The 18971-nt window shown below is 56.6% G+C and carries 16 protein-coding genes and 1 riboswitch; of the genes, 6 read left to right on the plus strand and 10 right to left on the minus strand.

Going from position 1 to position 18971, the window contains the following annotated elements; genetic code table 11:
* Positions 1-4: 4 nt before the first annotated feature.
* The gene (gene rapA / locus KGP26_RS04160) at positions 5-2911 is read right to left on the minus strand and encodes an RNA polymerase-associated protein RapA (protein WP_071682163.1); all 2907 of its coding nucleotides are present in this window, start codon (positions 2909-2911) and stop codon (positions 5-7) included.
* 356 nt (positions 2912-3267) lie between these two features.
* Positions 3268-5634, minus strand: a complete 2367-nt coding sequence (locus KGP26_RS04165) for a DNA polymerase II (protein WP_094982157.1) — start codon at positions 5632-5634, stop codon at positions 3268-3270.
* 170 nt (positions 5635-5804) lie between these two features.
* On the opposite strand from KGP26_RS04165, the gene KGP26_RS04170 reads away from it, so the two are divergent.
* The 3 genes from KGP26_RS04170 to dinQ (KGP26_RS04180) all read left to right on the plus strand — a co-directional run bounded on the left by KGP26_RS04170 (position 5805) and on the right by dinQ (KGP26_RS04180) (position 7598).
* Positions 5805-6572: a DedA family protein gene (locus KGP26_RS04170; protein WP_223665074.1), complete on the plus strand. Its 768-nt coding sequence runs from the start codon at positions 5805-5807 to the stop codon at positions 6570-6572.
* 367 nt (positions 6573-6939) lie between these two features.
* A complete protein-coding gene (gene dinQ / locus KGP26_RS04175) occupies positions 6940-7047 on the plus strand; it encodes a damage-inducible type I toxin DinQ (protein WP_102026040.1) in 108 nt (35 codons plus the stop codon).
* A 443-nt stretch (positions 7048-7490) separates the two neighbouring features.
* Positions 7491-7598: a damage-inducible type I toxin DinQ gene (dinQ, locus tag KGP26_RS04180; RefSeq protein WP_102026040.1), complete on the plus strand. Its 108-nt coding sequence runs from the start codon at positions 7491-7493 to the stop codon at positions 7596-7598.
* Positions 7599-7664: 66 nt separating this feature from the next.
* Here dinQ (KGP26_RS04180) and ilvN read toward each other — a convergent pair whose 3' ends face one another.
* The 7 genes from ilvN to sgrR form a co-directional block, all read right to left on the minus strand.
* Positions 7665-7958, minus strand: a complete 294-nt coding sequence (gene ilvN, locus KGP26_RS04185) for an acetolactate synthase small subunit (RefSeq protein ID WP_021179286.1) — start codon at positions 7956-7958, stop codon at positions 7665-7667.
* Positions 7959-7961: 3 nt separating this feature from the next.
* A complete protein-coding gene (gene ilvB / locus KGP26_RS04190; RefSeq protein WP_059199725.1) occupies positions 7962-9656 on the minus strand; it encodes an acetolactate synthase large subunit in 1695 nt (564 codons plus the stop codon).
* A 113-nt stretch (positions 9657-9769) separates the two neighbouring features.
* Positions 9770-9883 carry an ilvB operon leader peptide IvbL gene (gene ivbL / locus KGP26_RS04195; protein ID WP_193569011.1) on the minus strand — a complete coding sequence of 38 codons (114 nt, stop codon included), beginning with the start codon at positions 9881-9883 and terminating at the stop codon, positions 9770-9772.
* An 88-nt stretch (positions 9884-9971) separates the two neighbouring features.
* Positions 9972-10676, minus strand: a complete 705-nt coding sequence (gene thiQ / locus KGP26_RS04200; RefSeq protein ID WP_059199726.1) for a thiamine ABC transporter ATP-binding protein ThiQ — start codon at positions 10674-10676, stop codon at positions 9972-9974.
* Positions 10663-12270 carry a thiamine/thiamine pyrophosphate ABC transporter permease ThiP gene (gene thiP / locus KGP26_RS04205; RefSeq protein WP_115159062.1) on the minus strand — a complete coding sequence of 536 codons (1608 nt, stop codon included), beginning with the start codon at positions 12268-12270 and terminating at the stop codon, positions 10663-10665. Before thiP ends, thiQ begins: the two co-directional genes overlap by 14 nt.
* Positions 12246-13232 carry a thiamine ABC transporter substrate binding subunit gene (gene thiB / locus KGP26_RS04210; RefSeq protein ID WP_223665075.1) on the minus strand — a complete coding sequence of 329 codons (987 nt, stop codon included), beginning with the start codon at positions 13230-13232 and terminating at the stop codon, positions 12246-12248. Before thiB ends, thiP begins: the two co-directional genes overlap by 25 nt.
* A gap of 56 nt (positions 13233-13288) precedes the next feature.
* Positions 13289-13407, minus strand: a riboswitch (TPP riboswitch).
* A gap of 37 nt (positions 13408-13444) precedes the next feature.
* The gene (gene sgrR / locus KGP26_RS04215) at positions 13445-15106 is read right to left on the minus strand and encodes an HTH-type transcriptional regulator SgrR (RefSeq protein ID WP_094982155.1); all 1662 of its coding nucleotides are present in this window, start codon (positions 15104-15106) and stop codon (positions 13445-13447) included.
* 92 nt (positions 15107-15198) lie between these two features.
* On the opposite strand from sgrR, the gene sgrT reads away from it, so the two are divergent.
* The 3 genes from sgrT to KGP26_RS04230 all read left to right on the plus strand — a co-directional run bounded on the left by sgrT (position 15199) and on the right by KGP26_RS04230 (position 18323).
* Complete coding sequence (gene sgrT / locus KGP26_RS04220) at positions 15199-15372, plus strand: glucose uptake inhibitor SgrT (protein ID WP_071682170.1); 174 nt, start codon at positions 15199-15201, stop codon at positions 15370-15372.
* Positions 15373-15519: 147 nt separating this feature from the next.
* Positions 15520-16707, plus strand: a complete 1188-nt coding sequence (locus KGP26_RS04225) for a sugar efflux transporter (protein WP_059199730.1) — start codon at positions 15520-15522, stop codon at positions 16705-16707.
* Positions 16708-16850: 143 nt separating this feature from the next.
* Positions 16851-18323 carry a DASS family sodium-coupled anion symporter gene (locus tag KGP26_RS04230; protein WP_094982153.1) on the plus strand — a complete coding sequence of 491 codons (1473 nt, stop codon included), beginning with the start codon at positions 16851-16853 and terminating at the stop codon, positions 18321-18323.
* 45 nt (positions 18324-18368) lie between these two features.
* On the opposite strand, the gene leuD is transcribed toward KGP26_RS04230, so the two are convergent.
* A complete protein-coding gene (leuD, locus tag KGP26_RS04235) occupies positions 18369-18971 on the minus strand; it encodes a 3-isopropylmalate dehydratase small subunit (RefSeq protein ID WP_024483541.1) in 603 nt (200 codons plus the stop codon).

Raw genomic sequence — 18971 nt, forward strand, 5'->3', positions numbered from 1 at the left:
TGGATCACTGGTGCGTCACCACTACCAGGCGAATAGCATCCAGCCGCCATCCCGCTTCGTTGAGGTTAATCAGCACCTGCTTGCGGTTGAACTCCAGCGCTTCGACTTCGTCATCACGGATATTCGGGTTAACCGCTTTCAGGGCTTCCAGACGTGCCAGCTCGGTGCTCAGCTTGTCATCGGCCTCTTGCTTGGCCTGTTCGATCAGGGCGCGCGCCTGTTCTTCCACCAGACTTTCTGCCTGTTGCAGCATCACGTGTACCTCTTGCTGCACCGCATTGACCAGCTTGCTGGAAGTGTGGCGATTGACCGCGTTCAGTTGGCGGTTAAAGCTTTCGAACTCGACCTGTGCCGCCAGGTTGGTTCCCTTGCGATCCATCAACATGCGGATCGGCGTTGGCGGCAGGAAGCGGGTCAACTGCAGGTGTTTAGGGGCCTGGGCCTCAACCACATACACCAGTTCGACCAGCAGGGTGCCCACCGGCAGTGCCTTGTTTTTCAACAGGGAAACCGCACAGCTCCCGGTGTCGCCGGAGAGGATCAGATCCAGCCCGTTGCGGATAATTGGATGTTCCCAACTGACAAACTGGGCATCTTCACGCGACAGCGCCTGCTCGCGATCAAACGTCACGGTGCAGCCATCTTGCGGTAGCCCAGGGAAGTCCGGTACCAGCATATGGTCGGACGGGGTCAGGACGATCAGGTTGTCGCTGCGGTCTTCCTGATTGATACCGACGATATCGAACAGGTTGAGTGCAAAGCTCACCAGGTTAACGTCATTGTCCTGCGCCGCAATGGCTTCCGCCAGTGCCTGCGCTTTGTCACCGCCGTTGGAGTGCATTTCCAGCAGACGGTCACGGCCCTGTTCCAGCTGCGTTTTCAACTGTTTGTGCTGCTGGTTACAGGCATGGATAAACTCGTCCAGACCTTCCTGCTCGGTAGGGGCGGCCAGGTAGCCAATCAGTTGCTCGTAGCAGCTGTCATAAATCGGTCGGCCGGTAGGGCAGGTGTGCTCGAAGGCATCCAGCCCTTCATGGAACCAGCGGCCCAGCACGGCCTGAGCGGTGTTTTCCAGGTACGGCACCATGATCTGGATATCGTGCATCTGGCCAATACGATCCAGACGGCCAATACGCTGTTCCAGCAGATCCGGGTTGAACGGCAGATCGAACATCACCATCTGGCTGGCAAACTGGAAGTTACGCCCTTCCGAACCGATTTCGGAGCACAGTAGTACCTGCGCGCCTTCTTCCTGTGAAGCGAAGTAGGCGGCGGCGCGATCGCGTTCGATAATGCTCAGCCCTTCGTGGAACACGGCGGCGCGGATCGCTTCGCGCTCGCGCAGCACCTGCTCCAGTTGCAGAGCGGTCGCGGCCTGGGCGCAAATCACCAGCACTTTCTCATGACGGTTGGCGACCAGATAATCCAGCAGCCACTCAACGCGCGGATCGAAGTTCCACCAGGTCGCATTCTCCCCTTCGAACTCCTGATAAATCTGTTCTGGGTAGAGCATGTCGCGGGCGCGGGCTTCGACGGTTTTCTTGGCGCTCATGATGCCGGACACCTTGATCGCCGTCTGATATTGCGTTGGCAACGGCAGTTTGATCTGGTGCAGGTGACGGCGTGGGAAGCCTTTTACGCCGTTACGGGTGTTACGGAACAGCACGCGGCTGGTGCCGTGGCGATCCATCAGCATGGTGACCAGTTCCTGGCGCGCCTGTTCGCTGTTGTCGGTATCGCTGTTGGCCGCTTTCAGCAGTGGCTCAATGTCCTGCTCGTCGATCAGCTCGCCCAGCAGGTTCAGCTTGTCATCCGCCAGACGCTCGCCGCTCAGCAGCAGCGTCACCGCATCGGCTACCGGACGGTATTTCTGCTGATCGGTGACAAACTCCTGGTAGTCATGGAAACGGCTGGGATCCAGCAGGCGCAAGCGGGCAAAGTGGCTTTGCTGGCCAAGCTGCTCCGGGGTTGCCGTCAGCAGCAGTACGCCCGGGATGTGCTCCGCCAACTGTTCAATCACCTGATATTCACGGCTCGGCGCTTCTTCGCTCCAGGCCAGATGGTGAGCTTCGTCTACCACCAGCAGATCCCAGTGGGCATCGGCCAACTGCTCAAGGCGCTGTTTGTTGCGACGCACGAAATCCAGCGAGCAGATCACTAACTGTTCGGTTTCGAACGGGTTGCTGCTGTCGAGCATCGCTTCGGAATAGCGGCTATCGTCAAACAGTGAGAAATAGAGGTTGAAGCGACGCATCATTTCAACCAGCCACTGATGTTGCAGGGTTTCCGGTACCACGATCAGCACGCGTTCGGCGCGGCCAGCCAGCAGTTGCTGATGAATAATCATCCCGGCTTCGATGGTTTTACCCAGGCCCACTTCATCGGCCAACAGAACGCGCGGTGCATGGCGCTGGCCGACCTCGTAGGCGATATGCAATTGGTGCGGGATCAGGCTGGCGCGCATGCCGCGCAGGCCAGCGAACGGCAGGCGATACTGCTCGCTCTGGTATTTGCGGGCGCGGAAACGCAGCGCAAAGCGATCCATGCGGTCAATCTGACCGGCAAACAGGCGGTCTTGCGGTTTACTGAAGGTCAGCTTGCTGTCCAGCAGCACTTCACGCATAGCGACGCCGCTTTCCTGGGTGTCCAGACGCGTGCCGATATAGGTCAACAGGCCGTTATCCTCTTTGACTTCCTCCACCTGCAACTGCCAGCCTTCGTGGTTGCTGATGGTGTCGCCCGGGTTAAACATCACGCGGGTGATTGGCGAGTCGTTTCTGGCATAGAGGCGGTTTTCACCGGTTGCGGGGAAAAGCAGGGTGACCATGCGCACGTCAAGTGCTACCACGGTTCCCAGTCCCAATTCGCTTTCCGTATCGCTGATCCAGCGTTGACCAAGTGTAAAAGGCATAGTTTGTCGGCTCGATTCTTATTAAGTAAGTCTTGCTACCCGGCAGATAAGCCCTGGGTAACCTGTTTCAACTGCTTGCTATTCCCGGCATCTTGCCTGCCACCGCGTTGTTACCGGTTGGCGAGCTTTATTTTCATTTAGCGGATAATAGCCTGTTACGCCAGACGTCTGGTGACGGCATGGCGACAACGATGTTGTGAATAGTGGTTCAGAATTTGGGAAGGGCGCTATGGTAATGGAAGGCGGCGCATTCGTCACCTGTAAAACCCGATGATTTTATCTTCCCAAATGCCGACTAACACCAGTAAAAAGAAAGGGTTTCCCCATGGGGTGGTATTACCCCCAGCTTTGACCGCTCAGAACAGGCCTATCTGCCTGGTTACCAACGCCGAAAAATCGTCGTACAGGAAGGGAAGTATAGCGTCTGCCACCGGTTGCAGCTGGCGTTCGAGATAATGGTCGTAATCGATCGCGGATTGCCGGGTTTCCAACGGCTCTGGCCCGGCTAGCGTCATTACATAGCTTATCCAGCCACCGTTCTGATATTGCAGCGGCCGCCCCTGTTGACGATTATAGTCATCGGCCAGGCGGGCTGCTCGGGCGTGTGGCGGGACATTGCGTTGATAGTCGTCCAGCTTGCGCCGCAGGCGTTTGCGGTACACCAGCCGGTCGTCAAATTCGCCGTTCAGCGTTTTGGCCACGTAATCGCGTACAAAGTCTTGATAGGGCTGGCGCTTGAAGATGCGTTGATAGAGCTGCTGCTGAAACTGCTGCGCCAGCGGGGTCCAGTCTGTGCGTACCGTTTCCAACCCTTTATACACCATCTCTTCACTGCCGTCCGGTTTGCTGATCAACCCGGCGTAGCGTTTTTTGCTGCCCTGCTCGGCACCGCGGATGGTAGGCATTAAAAAGCGGGAGTAGTGGGTTTCAAACTCCAGCTCCAGCGCATTTTCCAGCCCATATTGCTGTTGTAGATGCTGATGCCACCATTGATTGACGTGATCGAGCAGCTCGCGGCCAATCTCGGCGGCCTGCTGTTCACTGTGGGCCTTTTTCAGCCAGACAAAGGTCGAGTCCGTATCGCCGTAGATCACCTGGTAACCTTTAGCTTCGATCAACTCTCGCGTCTGGCGCATGATCTCATGGCCGCGCAGGGTGATCGAAGAAGCCAGCCGGGGATCGAAGAAGCGACAGCCGCTCGATCCCAGCACGCCGTAGAAGGCATTCATGATGATCTTGAGTGCCTGCGACAGCGGCTTGTTGTTGTGGCGTTTGGCCGCTTCGCGCCCCTGCCAGATCTGGCGAACAATCTCGGGAAGGCAGTGTTTGGTGCGGGAGAAACGAGCCTGGCGAAAACCCGGCACCGAGTTTTCATCATCCGGGTGCTGCATGCCTTCTACCAGCCCGACGGGATCGATCAGGAAGGTGCGGATGATCGACGGATACAGGCTTTTGTAATCCAGTACCAGCACCGAATCATACAGGCCGGGCTGTGAATCCATCACAAAGCCGCCGGGGCTGTGCTCTTCCGGCAACTCCCCAAGGTTGGGGGCCACATAGCCCTGACGATGCATGCGCGGGATATAAAGGTGGTTGAAGGCCGCCACCGAACCGCCGCTGCGATCGGCCGCCAGGCCGGTCACGGTGGCGCGCTCAAGCAGGAAGGTCAACAGTTCGGTTTTGGCGAAAATGCGCGTCACCAGCTCGCAGTCTTTCAGGTTATAGCGGGCCAGAGCGGGTTTATCTTCGGCAAAACGGCGGTCTATTTCCGCCATCCGCTGGTAAGGATTGTCGATCGATTTCCCTTCCCCAAGCAGCGTTTGCGCCACATATTCCAGGCTGAAGGACGGGAAGTTCCAGGTGGCCGACTTCAGCGCCTCGATACCGTCGATAATCAATCGCCCGGAGGCCGAGGCGAAGAAGTGGTTTTGCTTAAAGCCGTGCTCGCGCCACTCCAACAGGTTACCGCCACGGCCAAAGCGCAGGGGGATCTGATACCGCTCGGCGTGTTTTTGCAGTACCCGCAGATCGAACTGCACCAGGTTCCAGCCGATAATGGCGTCTGGATCGTGCTGCTCCAGCCATTGGTTCAGGCGTTCCAGCAGCTGTGGGCGGCTGTTGCAATATTCCAGCTCGAAATCCAGCACCTCAGTGCCGCCGTTGGCAGGTCCGAGCATATACACTTGGCGCTGGCCACAGCCTTCCAACGCGATGGAGTAAAGCTCGCCATGGGCGGTGGTTTCGATATCCAGTGATACCAGCTTTAGAGTGGGGCGGTAGTCTGGGGCTGGCTTCATCTGGCCGTTGAGCCACAGGCCATGACCGTCGGGTTGACCGTTGAACCACACCGGAGCGGTGATAAAGCGCTCCATCAGATAGCGTTCTGGCGGGCGGATATCGGCCTCAAATACGTTGACGCCGCCCTCTTTGAGCAGCTTTTCCAACTTGATCAACTGACGATGCTGGCGGCAATAAAGGCCCATCACCGGACGGGAGTGGAAATCCTGCAGCGGCAGGGGTTTCAGCTCGACATGACGCTCTTCACGCAGCAGCAACTCGGCCCGCTGACGCTGTTCGGCGGGAATGAATGCCACGGAGGTCTGTGGGGCCAGCCGTAGCCGTTGTGGCCCGCTATCGGTTGCCAGCCAGAACTCAACTTCGGTACCGGCGGGCGTATCACGCCAATGGCGAGTGAGTAAGAAACCCTGCTGTAGAGATGTCACTAGTTCCTGATCATCGATGTTCTATAGGTGTTTATAGTATGGGTTTTTATACAGTAATTGTCTATCACTGGCCGGATTGGCTAAATCTACATACAATTCAACGATTGACTCCCCCTGGCCCGCGCCGGACAATCCTTCGCCCATATGTTTAGCATACCAACAGAGGTTTAATGGAAGCCTATTTACAGCAGTTGATCACCCAGTCATTGGCTTTCACCCTGGTGGTGGTCATGTTGGTGGCGTTCCTGGAGTCGCTGGCGTTGGTCGGTTTGTTATTGCCGGGCACGGTAATGATGGCCAGTATTGGCGCATTGATCGGCAGCGGACAGGTGGACTTTTATATGGCCTGGGGGGCGGGCATTGTCGGTTGTCTGCTGGGGGATTGGATCTCCTACTTTATCGGCCGGGCCTTCAAGGGGCCGCTGCACCGCTGGTCGTTCCTGAAAAAGAACAAGGCGATGCTGGATAAAACCGAGCATGCGCTGCATCAGCACAGTATCGTTACCATTTTGATCGGTCGCTTTGTTGGCCCGACGCGCCCGCTGGTGCCGATGGTGGCCGGCATGCTTGATCTTCCTCCCTACAAATTTGCCCTGCCAAATATCATCGGTTGCCTGACCTGGCCACCGGTCTATTTCTTCCCTGGTATTCTGGCGGGAGTCGCGATCGATATTCCTGCTAGCGCCAACAGCGCGTTGTTCAAATGGCTGTTGTTTGGCGTGGTGGTGCTGGTCTGGCTGGCGGCCTGGCTGAGTTGGCGCTGGTGGCGTGAAGGAAAGCGCAGTGCCGATAAGCTGACGCGCTGGCTAACGCCGAAGCGGCTGCGGTTGGCCTGTATTGCTAGCTGGGGAGGGGCGCTGGTGTGTTTCTATTACATGTATCAGCAGGCGTTGATGCCGGTATATCGACACCTGTTGTGGAAAGTGCTGGCGGGCTGATGTCAGGCGTAAAAAAACCGACTGGTGAGGTCGGTTTTTTTATTTTCCGATTCAGAGATGGAGACTCTGACCGGTTGAAGCCGCATTCATCTAACCGGATCAATTTTATCTTTGATACCCTCCAATGTCAAAAGCTCAGAAATCGGATATCTAGTATGTCATGCCTTGGGCTGGTTAAGATACAATCAGCGGGTTAGCGCTGTTGCTGTCTTTACTTCGGTGTGCGCATGTACCTATTCAAGCCCTGGTCGGGTGTACGGGTGGTGCCGTTATCCGATGCTCTGGCCGGAGTGAAGCCGCATTTATCTAACAACTGAGTGCTGCGCTGTGACAGGCAATGTAAGGGTAAGCGGCGGTGGCTCACTCCATGTTATGGAGAAAACGGGTGATTGATATCGATAAGGCAATCATCGTTCTTGGGGCGCTGATCGCGTTGCTGGAACTGATCCGTTATGTGCTTCAGTTACTGAACTGATAACGGAAACGTAGCTAAGGCCGGGGGCTAACCACTTCCCGGCCTTTAACATTTATGGAAAGTGCTGGCGGGCGGGTTTCAGGCGTAAAAAAACCGACTGGTGAGGTCGGTTTTTTTATTTCCCGGGCTGGAGTTGGTCACTCTGACCGGATGAGACAGCACCCATCTAACGTAGTTGATTTTATCGTCGATCGTCCTCAATGTCAAAAACGCAGAAATCGGAAATCTGTTATGTCGCGCCCTGAATTGGTTAAGATATAATCAGCAGGTTAGCTCTGCTGCTGTCTTTACTTCGGTATGCGCATGTACACATTCAAGTCCTGGTCGGGTGTACGGATGGTGCCGTTATCCGGCGCTCTGGCCGGAGTGAGACTGCACCCATCTAACAACTGAGTGCTGCGCTGTGACAGGCAATGTAAGGGTAAGCGGCGGTGGCTCACTCCATGTTATGGAGAAAACGGGTGATTGATATCGATAAGGCAATCATCGTTCTTGGGGCGCTGATCGCGTTACTGGAACTGATCCGTTATGTGCTTCAGTTACTGAACTGATAACGGAAACGTAGCTAAGGCCGGGGGCTAACCACTTCCCGGCCTTTAACATTCAGCCGCCAAAGCTTATTGGAAGAACGCCTCCAACTGCTCAAACACCCGCATATCTTCGTTATGGCGTTTCACCTGTAATACATCCTCCAGCTTTTCAACCTGGCTGATCATCTGCACCAGGCGCTGATCGTCGGCCACCAATAGCCAAATGCGGCTCTGGGTCCCATCTTTCAGCGGCATACACAAAATACCTTCCACGTTAAAGGCACGGCGGGCAAACAGGCCGCAAACGTGGGTCATTACGCCCGGATGGTTCCGTACCGCCAACTCCAGGATCACCTGTGGATTCTTTTGTAGTGATTGCATGGCTTATTCTCCAATCATTTCGATGTTGGCGGCACCTGGTGGCACCATTGGGTAGACTTTTTCGTTGATATCGATCAGCGCGTGGATCAGGCAAGGGCCAGGGCGTTGGATCGCTGCCAGCAGCGCAGCCTGTGGATCTGGCTCGGCATTCAAATCGCAGGTGTCCAAGCCAAAACCGGCGGCAATTTTCAGGAAATCGGTACGCTTTGGATAGGTGGCGGCAAAGATATGCTGTTGATAGAACAGCGTCTGCTGCTGGTGTACCAACCCCAAGGCCTGGTTGTTCATCAGGATGATTTTCACGTCCAGATTATGCTCAACGGCGGTCGCCATCTCCTGAATATTCATCATCAGGCTGCCGTCACCGGAGAAACACAGCACCTTGCGCTGAGGCTCTGCCAGGGCTGCACCAATCGCAGCAGGCAAACCAAAGCCCATGGTGCCCAAACCGCCGGAGGTCAGCCACTGGCGCGGGCGGCTCAGTGGATAAGCCTGGGCTACCCACATCTGATGCTGGCCTACATCGGTGGTGATAATGGCGCTTTCGTCCACGCAGCGTGCCGCGGCCTTAACCAGCCCGTAATGGCTCAATGGGTCTGCCACATTTGGCATGTTGATCGGGAATTCACGCTTCAGATCGTTAACGGTGTTCATCCATTCGGTACGCGGCTGTGCTTCAATCATCGGTAACAGCTGTTGCAGCACCTGGCCGACGTCGGCATGGATGGCAATATTGGCCTGTTTTACCTTGCCCAGTTCGGCACGGTCGATGTCCACGTGGATAATCTTGGCGTTCGGGCAGAATTGCTCGGTTTTACCGATTGCCCGGTCGTCGAAACGGGCGCCCAACACGATCAGCAGATCGGCTTCCTGCAGTATAAAGTTGGTGCTGCGCGCGGCATGCATCCCCAACATGCCTAATGACAGTGGGTGTTCTACCGGCATTGCGCCCAATGCCATCAGCGTCATGGTGGTTGGCAGGTTGGAGCGCTCGGCCATTTCCAGCGCCGGTTTATGGGCTTCTGCGCAGATAATGCCGCCACCCAGATACAGAATAGGCCGCTTGGCCTGATTGATCATGGCCGCAGCCTGTTCAACCAGCTTACTGTCAAACGCCGGAGGGGCGTCGGGTACGGCCATTGGCGGTAATGAATCCCACTCAATTTCGGCGGTTTGCACGTCTTTCGGGATGTCGATCCACACCGGGCCTGGACGGCCGGATTCGGCAATGCGGAACGCGTCGCAGATCACCTGTGGCAGATCGCTGATATCGCGGACCAGATGGTTGTATTTGGTGATGGGGATAGAGATACCGTAGGTATCGACTTCCTGGAAGGCATCGGTGCCGATCATTGAGGATGATACCTGGCCGGTGATACACACCAGCGGGATTGAATCGAGCTTGGCGTCGGCAATAGCGGTCACCAGATTGGTGGCTCCCGGGCCACTGGAAGCGATACAGACCGCCGCCTTGCCGTTGGTACGTGCCATGCCCTGCGCCATAAAACCGGCCCCTTGCTCGTGGCGGGCCAGCACGTGCTGGATGACGGTGCTTTGGCTCAGAGCATCGTACAGCGGCAGCGCTGCGCCACCGGGAATGCCTGCAATAGTGGTGATACCCTGACGCTCCAGCAGATGCACGATCAGCTGTGCGCCGGTAATACGTTGGCCTTGGTGTGGCGTGCCCGAAGTTGCCATGTGCCTATCCTTTTCTCTGGGCCGGTTAGCTTTTCTGGGCAGGGGGACTAAAAGAAGAAACCCCGCCCGGTTTGCGCCGGCGGGGTTTGGGAATCGATGCGTTGATTCGGACCCTACGGCGCGTTGCCGACGACCACCACCACACGCACGACGACCACCGCGGCTGGTAGCGCGGTTGTTAGTAGGGTCGAGGTCAGCGAGGATGCGATCACAGGGAGCCTTATCATCAATAGTAAAAAACAGAATTTTATAAAACCACAGGTGCAAAATTCGCACAACAGGTTTATTGGTTCAGCATAAAAAACGCGTGGTAGATCACGGTTTAACCAGAATACCCAGCACCTGGGCCTCCGGTGCACTGCCGCTGACCAGCGCCTGGGTCGGGCCGTCGTAATAAATCCGCCCATCCACGACCAGCAAGGTACGCGGCGCGATGCGGGCAGCATCCTCAAGATTGTGTGACACCATCAGCAGCGTGAGTTGGCGCTGGTCGCAGACGTTTTGCAGCAGTTGCAGCATCTCACTGCGTAGTGCCGGATCGAGTGCAGAGAAAGGCTCATCGAGCAGCAGGATCGGCTGCTGGCGGATCAGGCAACGCGCCAAGGCTGCCCGTTGCCGCTGCCCGCCGGAAAGCTGCGACGGCAGGCGTTGCAGATGTTCTTCCAGCCCGACCTGCTGGGCAATCTGTGCCAGTTGTTCCTGCTGGGCGGCGGTTAGGTGCAGGCCAGGATCCAGCCCCAGGCCGATGTTTTGCCTGACCGTCAGGTGGGCAAACAGATTGTTTTCCTGAAACAGCATCGATACCGGGCGTTTGGCCGGTGGCGAAGCGGTATGATCGCTTCCGTTGAGCCACAGTTTGCCGCTGGCGGCTGGCAGGAAACCCGCGATCAGGCTTAGCAAGGTGCTTTTTCCTGCGCCGCTAGGGCCTAGTACCGCGACATGTTCTCCCGGCTGAATGCGCAGGTCAAAACGCATCGGCAGGTGTTCGTACAGATAGGTCAGTTTTTCAAGCGTCAGCATGGCGGCCCGGTAAACGTTCAATCAGGGTAAACAGCAGGAAACAGAGCAACAGCAGCAGCAGGGCGGTCACGGCCCCATCGTTGCTACGGTATGCGCCAATCTGCTGATAGAGATAAAAAGGCAGAGTACGGAACTGCTCGTTGCCGAACAGCGCTACCACGCCGAAATCGCCAATCGACAGCACACAGGCAAAAGCCAGAGCCTGCGCCAGCGGGCGTTGCAACGCTTTCAGCTCGATCCAGCGCAGCCGCTGCCAGCCGTGGATATCCAGCGATAAGCAGAGCGGATTATAACGCTCGGCCAGATCGCGCATCGGATTTTCCAGCACTTTCAGCGCGTAGGGCACCGCCATCAACGCATTGGTGAGGATCACCAGCGCATACGGCGACTGCGGCAGCCCAGTGGTATCGCTTAGCAACAGGAAGAAACCGGTAGCCAGCACAATACCCGGCATCGCCAGGATCACCATGCCGCTCAGTTCCAGCGTTTGGCCCCAGGCGGCCCGTTGCCGCAGCTTCAGTTCACGGCTGCTCCACAGCAGCATCATGGTCAATACGACACATAAAATACCCGCCCCAAGTGCGATGCGCAGTGAGGTGAACAGGGCCTGCCAGAGAATGGGCTGTTGCAGCACGGTGACCAGCGTTTGGTTGGCACCGTCGATGATCACCGCCAGCAACGGAGGCAACAGCAACAATAGCGCTGCGGCAATCAATAGCGTATCGCTAATGCGCCGCCCCAGGCTGTCCTGCGGATCGCGCCAGCGCTGGGCGTGGGTATGGCCAACCGGTAGAGCCTGGCTCAAACGCTGGCTGAGCACCACCAGCCCCAGGCAGCAGGCCAGTTGGATCAGCGCCAGCAGCGCAGCGCGGCTGAGATCGTAGTCGTAACTCAAGGCCTGATAGATCGCCAGTTCTATGGTGGTAGCCTGCGGCCCGCCGCCCAACGACAGCACGGTTGCAAAGCTGGCAAAACACAGCATAAATACCAGTGCGCCGCTGGGTAAGATCTGGCGGCGTAACGCAGGCCATTCCACAAAGCGGAACTGCTGCCAGCCGTTCATCCCCAGCTGCGCGGCCAGTTGTCGCTGCTCGGTGGGAATGTTCTCCAGCGCCTGTAGCAGCAGGCGAGTGGCCAGCGGCATATTGAAGAACAGATGCGCCAGCAGGATACCTTGCAGACCATAAGGCGAAAAACTGTAGTTCACGCCCAGCCAACCACACAGCGTTGCCAGCCAGCCTTGCCTGCCGTAGACGCTCAGCATGCCAAACACCGCCACCAGCACCGGCAGCACCAGCGTCATGGCGCACAGGCGCAGCAGCAGGTTGCGGCCAGGGAAACGTCTGCGGTACAGCGCCCGGGCCAGCCAGATGGCAGGCACCACCGAGATTACGGCGGAGAGCAGCGCCTGCCAAAAGGTAAAGCGCACCACGTGCCACAGGTAGCTGTCCTGCCACAGGCTACGCCAATCGCTTTCGGGCGCATGACGCCACAGCGAGCCCATGGCCGCCAACGCGATCAGCAGGATCAGACCGGCGGCCATCAGCCCCGGCCATAACCAGCGGGGGATCAGTGGCTGACGGCGGTTTGCCATGCCCGGATCCAGTTACCACGCTGTTGTGCCACTTCCTCGGAGCTGAATTGTAATGCCGTTTGCGGCACGGTCATCTGTTCAAAACCGGCAGGCAGTTCCGTCTTGATCACCGGGTACATCCAGTTTCCGGTAGGAATGGTGTTCTGGAAGGCCGGGGAGACCATAAACTGCATGAAGCGCTCGGCCAGTTCTGGCTGTTTGCTGGCCTTTAGCTTGCCAGCGACTTCGATTTGCAGGTAGTGCCCCTCACTGAAGCTGGCCGCCGCATAAAGGTCTTTTTTCTCTTCGATCAGATGGTAGGCGGGGGAGGTAGTGTAGCTCAGTACCATGTCGCCTTCCCCTTTCAGGAACAGGCCGTAGGCTTCACTCCAGCCTTTGGTCACGGTGACGGTTTTCTTCGCCAACTGTTGCCAGGCGAGCGGTGCTTCGTCGCCATACACTTTCTGCATCCAGAGCAGCAGGCCAAGGCCAGGTGTGCTGGTGCGCGGATCCTGATAGATGATCTTCAGGGGGCGGTCGCTGCTCACCAACTCTTTCAGGCTGGTCGGCGGGTTCTTCAGCTTGTCTTTGTTGTAGACGAAAGCAAAGTAGCCATAGTCGTAGGGAACGAAGGTCTGGTTGTGCCAGCCACCGGGAACGGTGAGCTTGCTAGTATCGACTTGGCTGGCGGTGAACAGATCGGTTTGCTGCGCGGCTTGCAGCAGGTTGTTGTCCAGGCCCAAAACCACGTCGGCGGCGCTGTTCTTGCCTTCCATTCTCAGGCGGTTGAGTAACGATACGCCGTCTTCCAGCGCCACGAATTTCAATTCGCAGTCACATTCGGCCTCAAAGGCTTTTTTTACCGCTGGGCCCGGGCCCCAGTCGGCAGCGAAAGAGTCGTAGGTGTAGACCGTCAGCGTTGGCTTGGCCAGGACGGGCATCGCCGCTAGCAATAATAAACAGGGCAGGTATTTTTTGACCACTTTGCACTCCTAATAGTAAAGGGGCAAAGGTATCTGAGGGCTGGGTTAACGAAGGCTAACGCGCCATGCTCAAATCCCTCCGCCGGTATTGACCGGATCAGGTTCGACGGGTGTGCTCTCAGCGGAAAACCGTTGGCCAAAAATTGGCTTGTTCTCCGCACCCCGTTGAGTCGGCGCTATTGTAGAGGCTTAGGGGCGTGGGTGAAAGGCGATTATGCTTCCGGTGGCGCAAACCACGCAGATTTAAAATCGAACCAACCGAGAGTATTCATCCGTACCCCGCGCATGCTGCGTTGACCATGCAGTTGCAGCCAGTGATGGAATAACGGATGCAACTGATGGCTGCTGACCAGGCGCTGGCAAAACTCGGCCATGGACAGGCGATTTTCCCGCCACTGAGCGGCATCCTGCGCGATATCCTCCGTCAGACAATGTTGTATCAGCGGTAATTCGTACAGCGTGGCAAACAGAGAAAACTCCAGCGGCAGGGTGAAGTTGGCGCTGCCTAACCACAGATCGCTTTGCGCCTTGCCCTTATGCCAGACTTCATAATCCACGGCCTGCACATTGAGTTTGATACCCTGTTCGGCTAGTAGAGAGGCGATAGCCTGCTTGATTGCGTGGAACTCGGAGTGTTCGTTATAGAAGGTCAGGGTCAATTCGGTTAAGCCCGCAGGCTTGGGCTGCTGCCCCAGCACACGATTATGCAACCAGCGCGGGAGAATGCCATAGGCCGGAGCCCAGTAACGTTGGTAGAGCGGCCCGGCGTGGCTCAGCAGCGCGATAGGGTTGATCAGTTCGCTTAACCAACTGCGGATTGCCGGATCGGCCGCCAGTGCCGAACGCTGGTCGAACAACAGAAAATAACAGCCTTCTTCGAGGCGGCTTTCCAGCTCGTTCCTGCCGGTATCATCCCCTTGTAACTGGACGCCGGAGTGCGCCAGCTCTTCGGTGATTTCCGGCAATACCCAAATGTTGACCTCATCGATCAGGGCACGATAGCCAAAGTAGTCGTCAAAGGCATGAATTTTCATCTGGCTTTGGTTGTTGTGTATCACCCGATAGGGGCCGGTGCCAATCGGATGGCGGGCAAAATCCGGCAGGTTCTGCCATTCGCGCGGCAGGATCATGGCATGTACGCTGCTCAGCAGCCAGGGCAGCCAATAGTCCGGCGTGTGCAGATATACATCGATGACATAGGGCGTAGGTGAGACGATCCTGTCGATATGTGAAAATAGCGGTTGTGGGATCAGGCGGTTGAGTGAATGGATAACATCTTCCATTTCCAGCTCACGGCCATGATGAAAATGGATCGCCGGGCGAAGATAAAAGCGCCAGTGTAAAGGGGTGAGCGTTTGCCAATGATGTGAAAGATCGGGCTCAAGTTCCCCGTTTTCCTCATTTACCCGTGTCAGGCCGTTGAAAATCTGTCTTGCCAGGTGGGTTTCTGAACGACGCAGTGCCGAACCGGGTAACAGGTTGTAAAGCTGACGATAGTAGAGCACGCGCAGGATATGTTTCCCCTGGCGGAAGCTGCGCCCCAGCTGGGAAAGCAGCATTTGGCGTACTACGTCTTTATCGCCCACCAGTTGAACCAGTTGGTCGATGCGATCCTGTTCCAGCAGTTCCTCGGCGCGCTGTTGTTGCAGTGCCAATCCGGTGTAGTGAAAGCTGAGCTGTGAACGTTTACCCCGGCCGGACTCGGCCTGCCAGGTCAGCCAACCCTCGTGCTGCATGGCTCCCAGCAGCGAACGAACATGGCGGCGGGAACAGCTGAGTACCTCTGCCAACTCTTGCAGCGTGGTTTCGGTGGTTTGGCCATGGCAGCGTTGCCACAGGCGAATGAACTGTTGTTGCAGGCGTGAGGTGGACATAAAAGAGGAACTCTCTGGCATCAAGTCGTCAATTTATCTTTCCCTATATTACGCCGATAATGAGGGCAGTTGAATCAGCGGAGGGATAACAAATGACGGTTCTGTTAACTAAACAGTTTTATCAGCGTTATTTCACCGCCATCCGCCGCCAGCAGGCCGATTGGCTGCAGGTGGTCCCTGAACAGGCGCGGCTGGAGATGCTGGCCCACTTGACCCAGTGGGACATCGCCACGCTGAGCGACAAGCAATACCGTGAGCGTATCTGACGTTCACCGCAAAAGTGTTTCTGAGTAATGGTGCTTTTCACCAGCCAGTGGGGTTACCCACTGGCATTTTTATCTGCCGTCTTTACTTCCTTCGGCAATTTTCCTTCTGTAGCATAGCCTTCTTTATTTCTGGATAGGGATATCGCTATGAGTTTCAGACGCTGGTTACCGCGCCGTTTTAATCCCGTTTTTGCCGCCTTCCTGCTAATAGCCTTCCTGACCGGCATTGCTGGAGCGCTGCAAGCCCCCACGCTAAGCCTGTTTCTGACCACCGAGGTAAAGGTGCGGCCGCTATGGGTAGGCATGTTCTATACCGTGAATGCCATCGCCGGGATCATCGTCAGCTTCCTGTTGGCCAAGCGTTCGGATACCCGTGGCGATCGGCGCAAGCTGATCCTGGTGTGCTGTGCCATGGCGCTGGCCAATAGCCTGTTGTTTGCATTCAACCGTGATTATCTGACGTTGATCACCGTAGGCGTGCTGCTGGCCGCGATTGCCAATACCGCCATGCCGCAGATTTTTGCCTTGGCGCGTGAGTATGCGGACAGCTCGGCACGTGAAGTGGTGATGTTCAGTTCGGTGATGCGTGCTCAGCTTTCACTGGCCTGGGTGATCGGCCCGCCGCTGTCATTTATGTTGGCACTGAACTACGGCTTTACCGTGATGTTTATGATTGCGGCGCTGATTTTTGCCGTCAGCGTGCTGCTGGTGTGGCTGATATTGCCTTCGGTGCCCCGTGCCGACGTTGAGATCAGCGTAGATTCTCCGCCTATTGCGCCAATCAGCGCCTGGCGCGATCCCGATGTGCGCCTGCTGTTTGTGGCTTCGATGCTGATGTGGACCTGCAACACCATGTATATCATCGACATGCCGCTGTACATCACCGCCGATTTGGGCTTGCCTGAACGGCTGGCAGGTTGGCTGATGGGCACCGCCGCCGGGCTGGAAATCCCGGCTATGCTGCTGGCGGGTTATTACGTCAAACGCTTTGGCAAACGCAATATGATGCTGTTTGCGGTGGCGGCAGGCGTGCTGTTTTATGCCGGGCTGGTGTTGTTCAAGTTCCAGTCGGCCCTGATGATCTTGCAGCTGTTCAACGCGGTGTTTATCGGCATTATTGCCGGGATCGGCATGTTGTATTTTCAGGATTTGATGCCGGGGCGGCCCGGTGCCGCGACCACCATGTTTACCAACAGCATTTCGACCGGGGTGATCCTGGCCGGTGTACTGCAAGGCGCGCTGGTAGAAAACTTTGGGCACTATGCGGTTTACTACCTGATTACTCTGCTTGCCATCCTGGCGCTGTGGATGAGTGCCAAAGTTCGCGAAGTGTGAGCTGTAACACCCGGTTAGTTGATACATATCATTGAGAAAACCGCTCCATTCTCACTAAGATAAACGGACTCAGAGCGTGAGCTTCACGCTCTTATCCATCTTGCTATTAAGATGCCGATCCCGTTGATAAAAGTGGGTATGTTATGGATAAACTAACGCCGCTCAAACCCGTTCCCTCCCTCTGTGCCGTTATCGCCGCTTTGCTGATCTGGTTTGTGATCCCTGTTCCAGAAGGGGTGGCACCGAATGCCTGGCATTTGCTGGCCCTGTTTATCGGGACCATCATTGCCATTATCGGCAAGGCGATGCCGATCGGCGCCGTATCCATCATTGCCATTGCGCTGGTGGCTGTGACCGGAGTGACCAACCCTGGCAAGCCGGGGGCCGCGCTGGACGATGCACTGAGTGGGTTCTCCAACCAACTCATCTGGCTGATCGGTTTCTCGATCATGATCTCTCTGAGCCTGAATAAAACCGGCCTGGGATCGCGCATTGGCTACTACTTTATCTCGCTGTTTGGCAAAAAAACGCTGGGGATCGCTTATGCGTTAACCCTGGCGGAAACCGTGCTGGCCCCGGTTACGCCGAGCAATACCGCCCGTGGCGGCGGGATTATCCACCCGATAATGAAATCGATAGCGGACAGTTTTGGCTCCAAGCCCGAGCTGAATACCTCCGGCAAGATTGGCCGCTATCTCTCGCTGGTGAACTACAACATCAACCCGATCACCTCGGCGATGTTTATCACCGCAACTGCGCCTAACCCGCTGATTGTCAATCTGATCGCCAAAGGGGCCGGTTCCGAGTTTGAACTGACCTGGGGCATGTGGGCGGTAGCGGCGCTGATACCGGCAATCTGTTCGCTGATCGTCATGCCGCTGGTGGTTTATTGGCTTTATCCACCGGAAATCAAGAGCACCCCGGATGCGCCACTGTTTGCGCAGGATAAACTGCAAACTCTGGGGCGGATAACCCTGCCAGAGAAGATCACGCTGGGCGTGTTTGCTCTGTTGCTGGTGATGTGGGCCGGGGTTCCGGCGATGATTTTTGGCCCTGCACTGGCAGTTAACCCGACGACGGCTGCGGTAATTGGTCTGGCGATCCTGCTGGCAACCGGCGTACTCAGTTGGGACGACGTGTTGAAGCACAAAGGGGCCTGGGATACCGTTGTCTGGTTTGCCGCCTTGGTGATGATGGCGACCTATCTCGGCAAACTGGGTCTGATTGGCTGGCTGTCACAAACGGTAGGCTCGGGTATCGATCATATGGGGATGAGCTGGGTCGGGGGGACCATTTTGTTAACGCTCGTCTATCTCTATTCGCATTACTTCTTTGCCAGTACCACCGCGCACGTGACCGCCATGTTCGCCGCGTTCTTTGCCGCAGGTATTGCCCTTGGTGCACCACCGGCTCTGCTTGGCCTGATCCTGGCCTTCTCGTCTTCACTGATGATGTCGTTAACACATTATGCCACCGGTACCGCGCCGATCATCTTTGGGTCGGGCTATGCCACCCTGGGGGAATGGTGGAAAACCGGCTTTATCATGAGCGTGGTCAACCTGCTGATCTGGGCACTGATCGGGGGAGTATGGTGGAAGTGGCTGGGTTATTGGTGATGTTGATGAAAGCCTCACCCGCCGGGCGGCAGGTGAGGCTGAGGTTTAGTTCAGAAACGCCGGTTGCTGCGCCTCGTAGCGGGAAATCTCCGCTTCGTGCTGCAACGTCAGGCCAATGCTGTCCAAGCCGTTAATCATGCAGTGGCGGCGGAAGCTGTCGATCTCAAACGGGTAGCTTTTGCCTCCGGCATTCACCGTCTGGTTTTCCAGATCGACCACGAACTCCGTGCCTTCGTGCTCTGCAACCAGCTTAAACAGCGTATCCACATCCTGCTCGCTCAGCGTGACCGGCAGCAGCTGGTTGTTGAACGAGTTGCCGTAGAAGATATCCGCAAAGCTTGGTGCAATCACCACCTTGAAGCCGTAATCGGTCAGTGCCCATGGTGCGTGCTCACGGGATGAGCCACAGCCAAAGTTTTCCCGGGCTAACAGGATGCTGGCCCCTTTATAGCGCGGAAGGTTCAGCACAAACTCAGGGTTTGGCTGCTGGCCCGCGTCGTCCAGGAAGCGCCAGTCGTTGAACAGGTGCTGGCCGAAACCGGTGCGGGTGACTTTCTGCAGAAACTGCTTCGGGATAATGGCGTCGGTATCGACGTTGGCCGCGTCCAGAGGCACCACTAAGCCGGTATGTTGAGTAAATTTAGCCAC

The organism is Serratia sp. JSRIV002 (genome assembly GCF_019968725.1).
Lineage (GTDB): Bacteria > Pseudomonadota > Gammaproteobacteria > Enterobacterales > Enterobacteriaceae > Chania > Chania fonticola_B.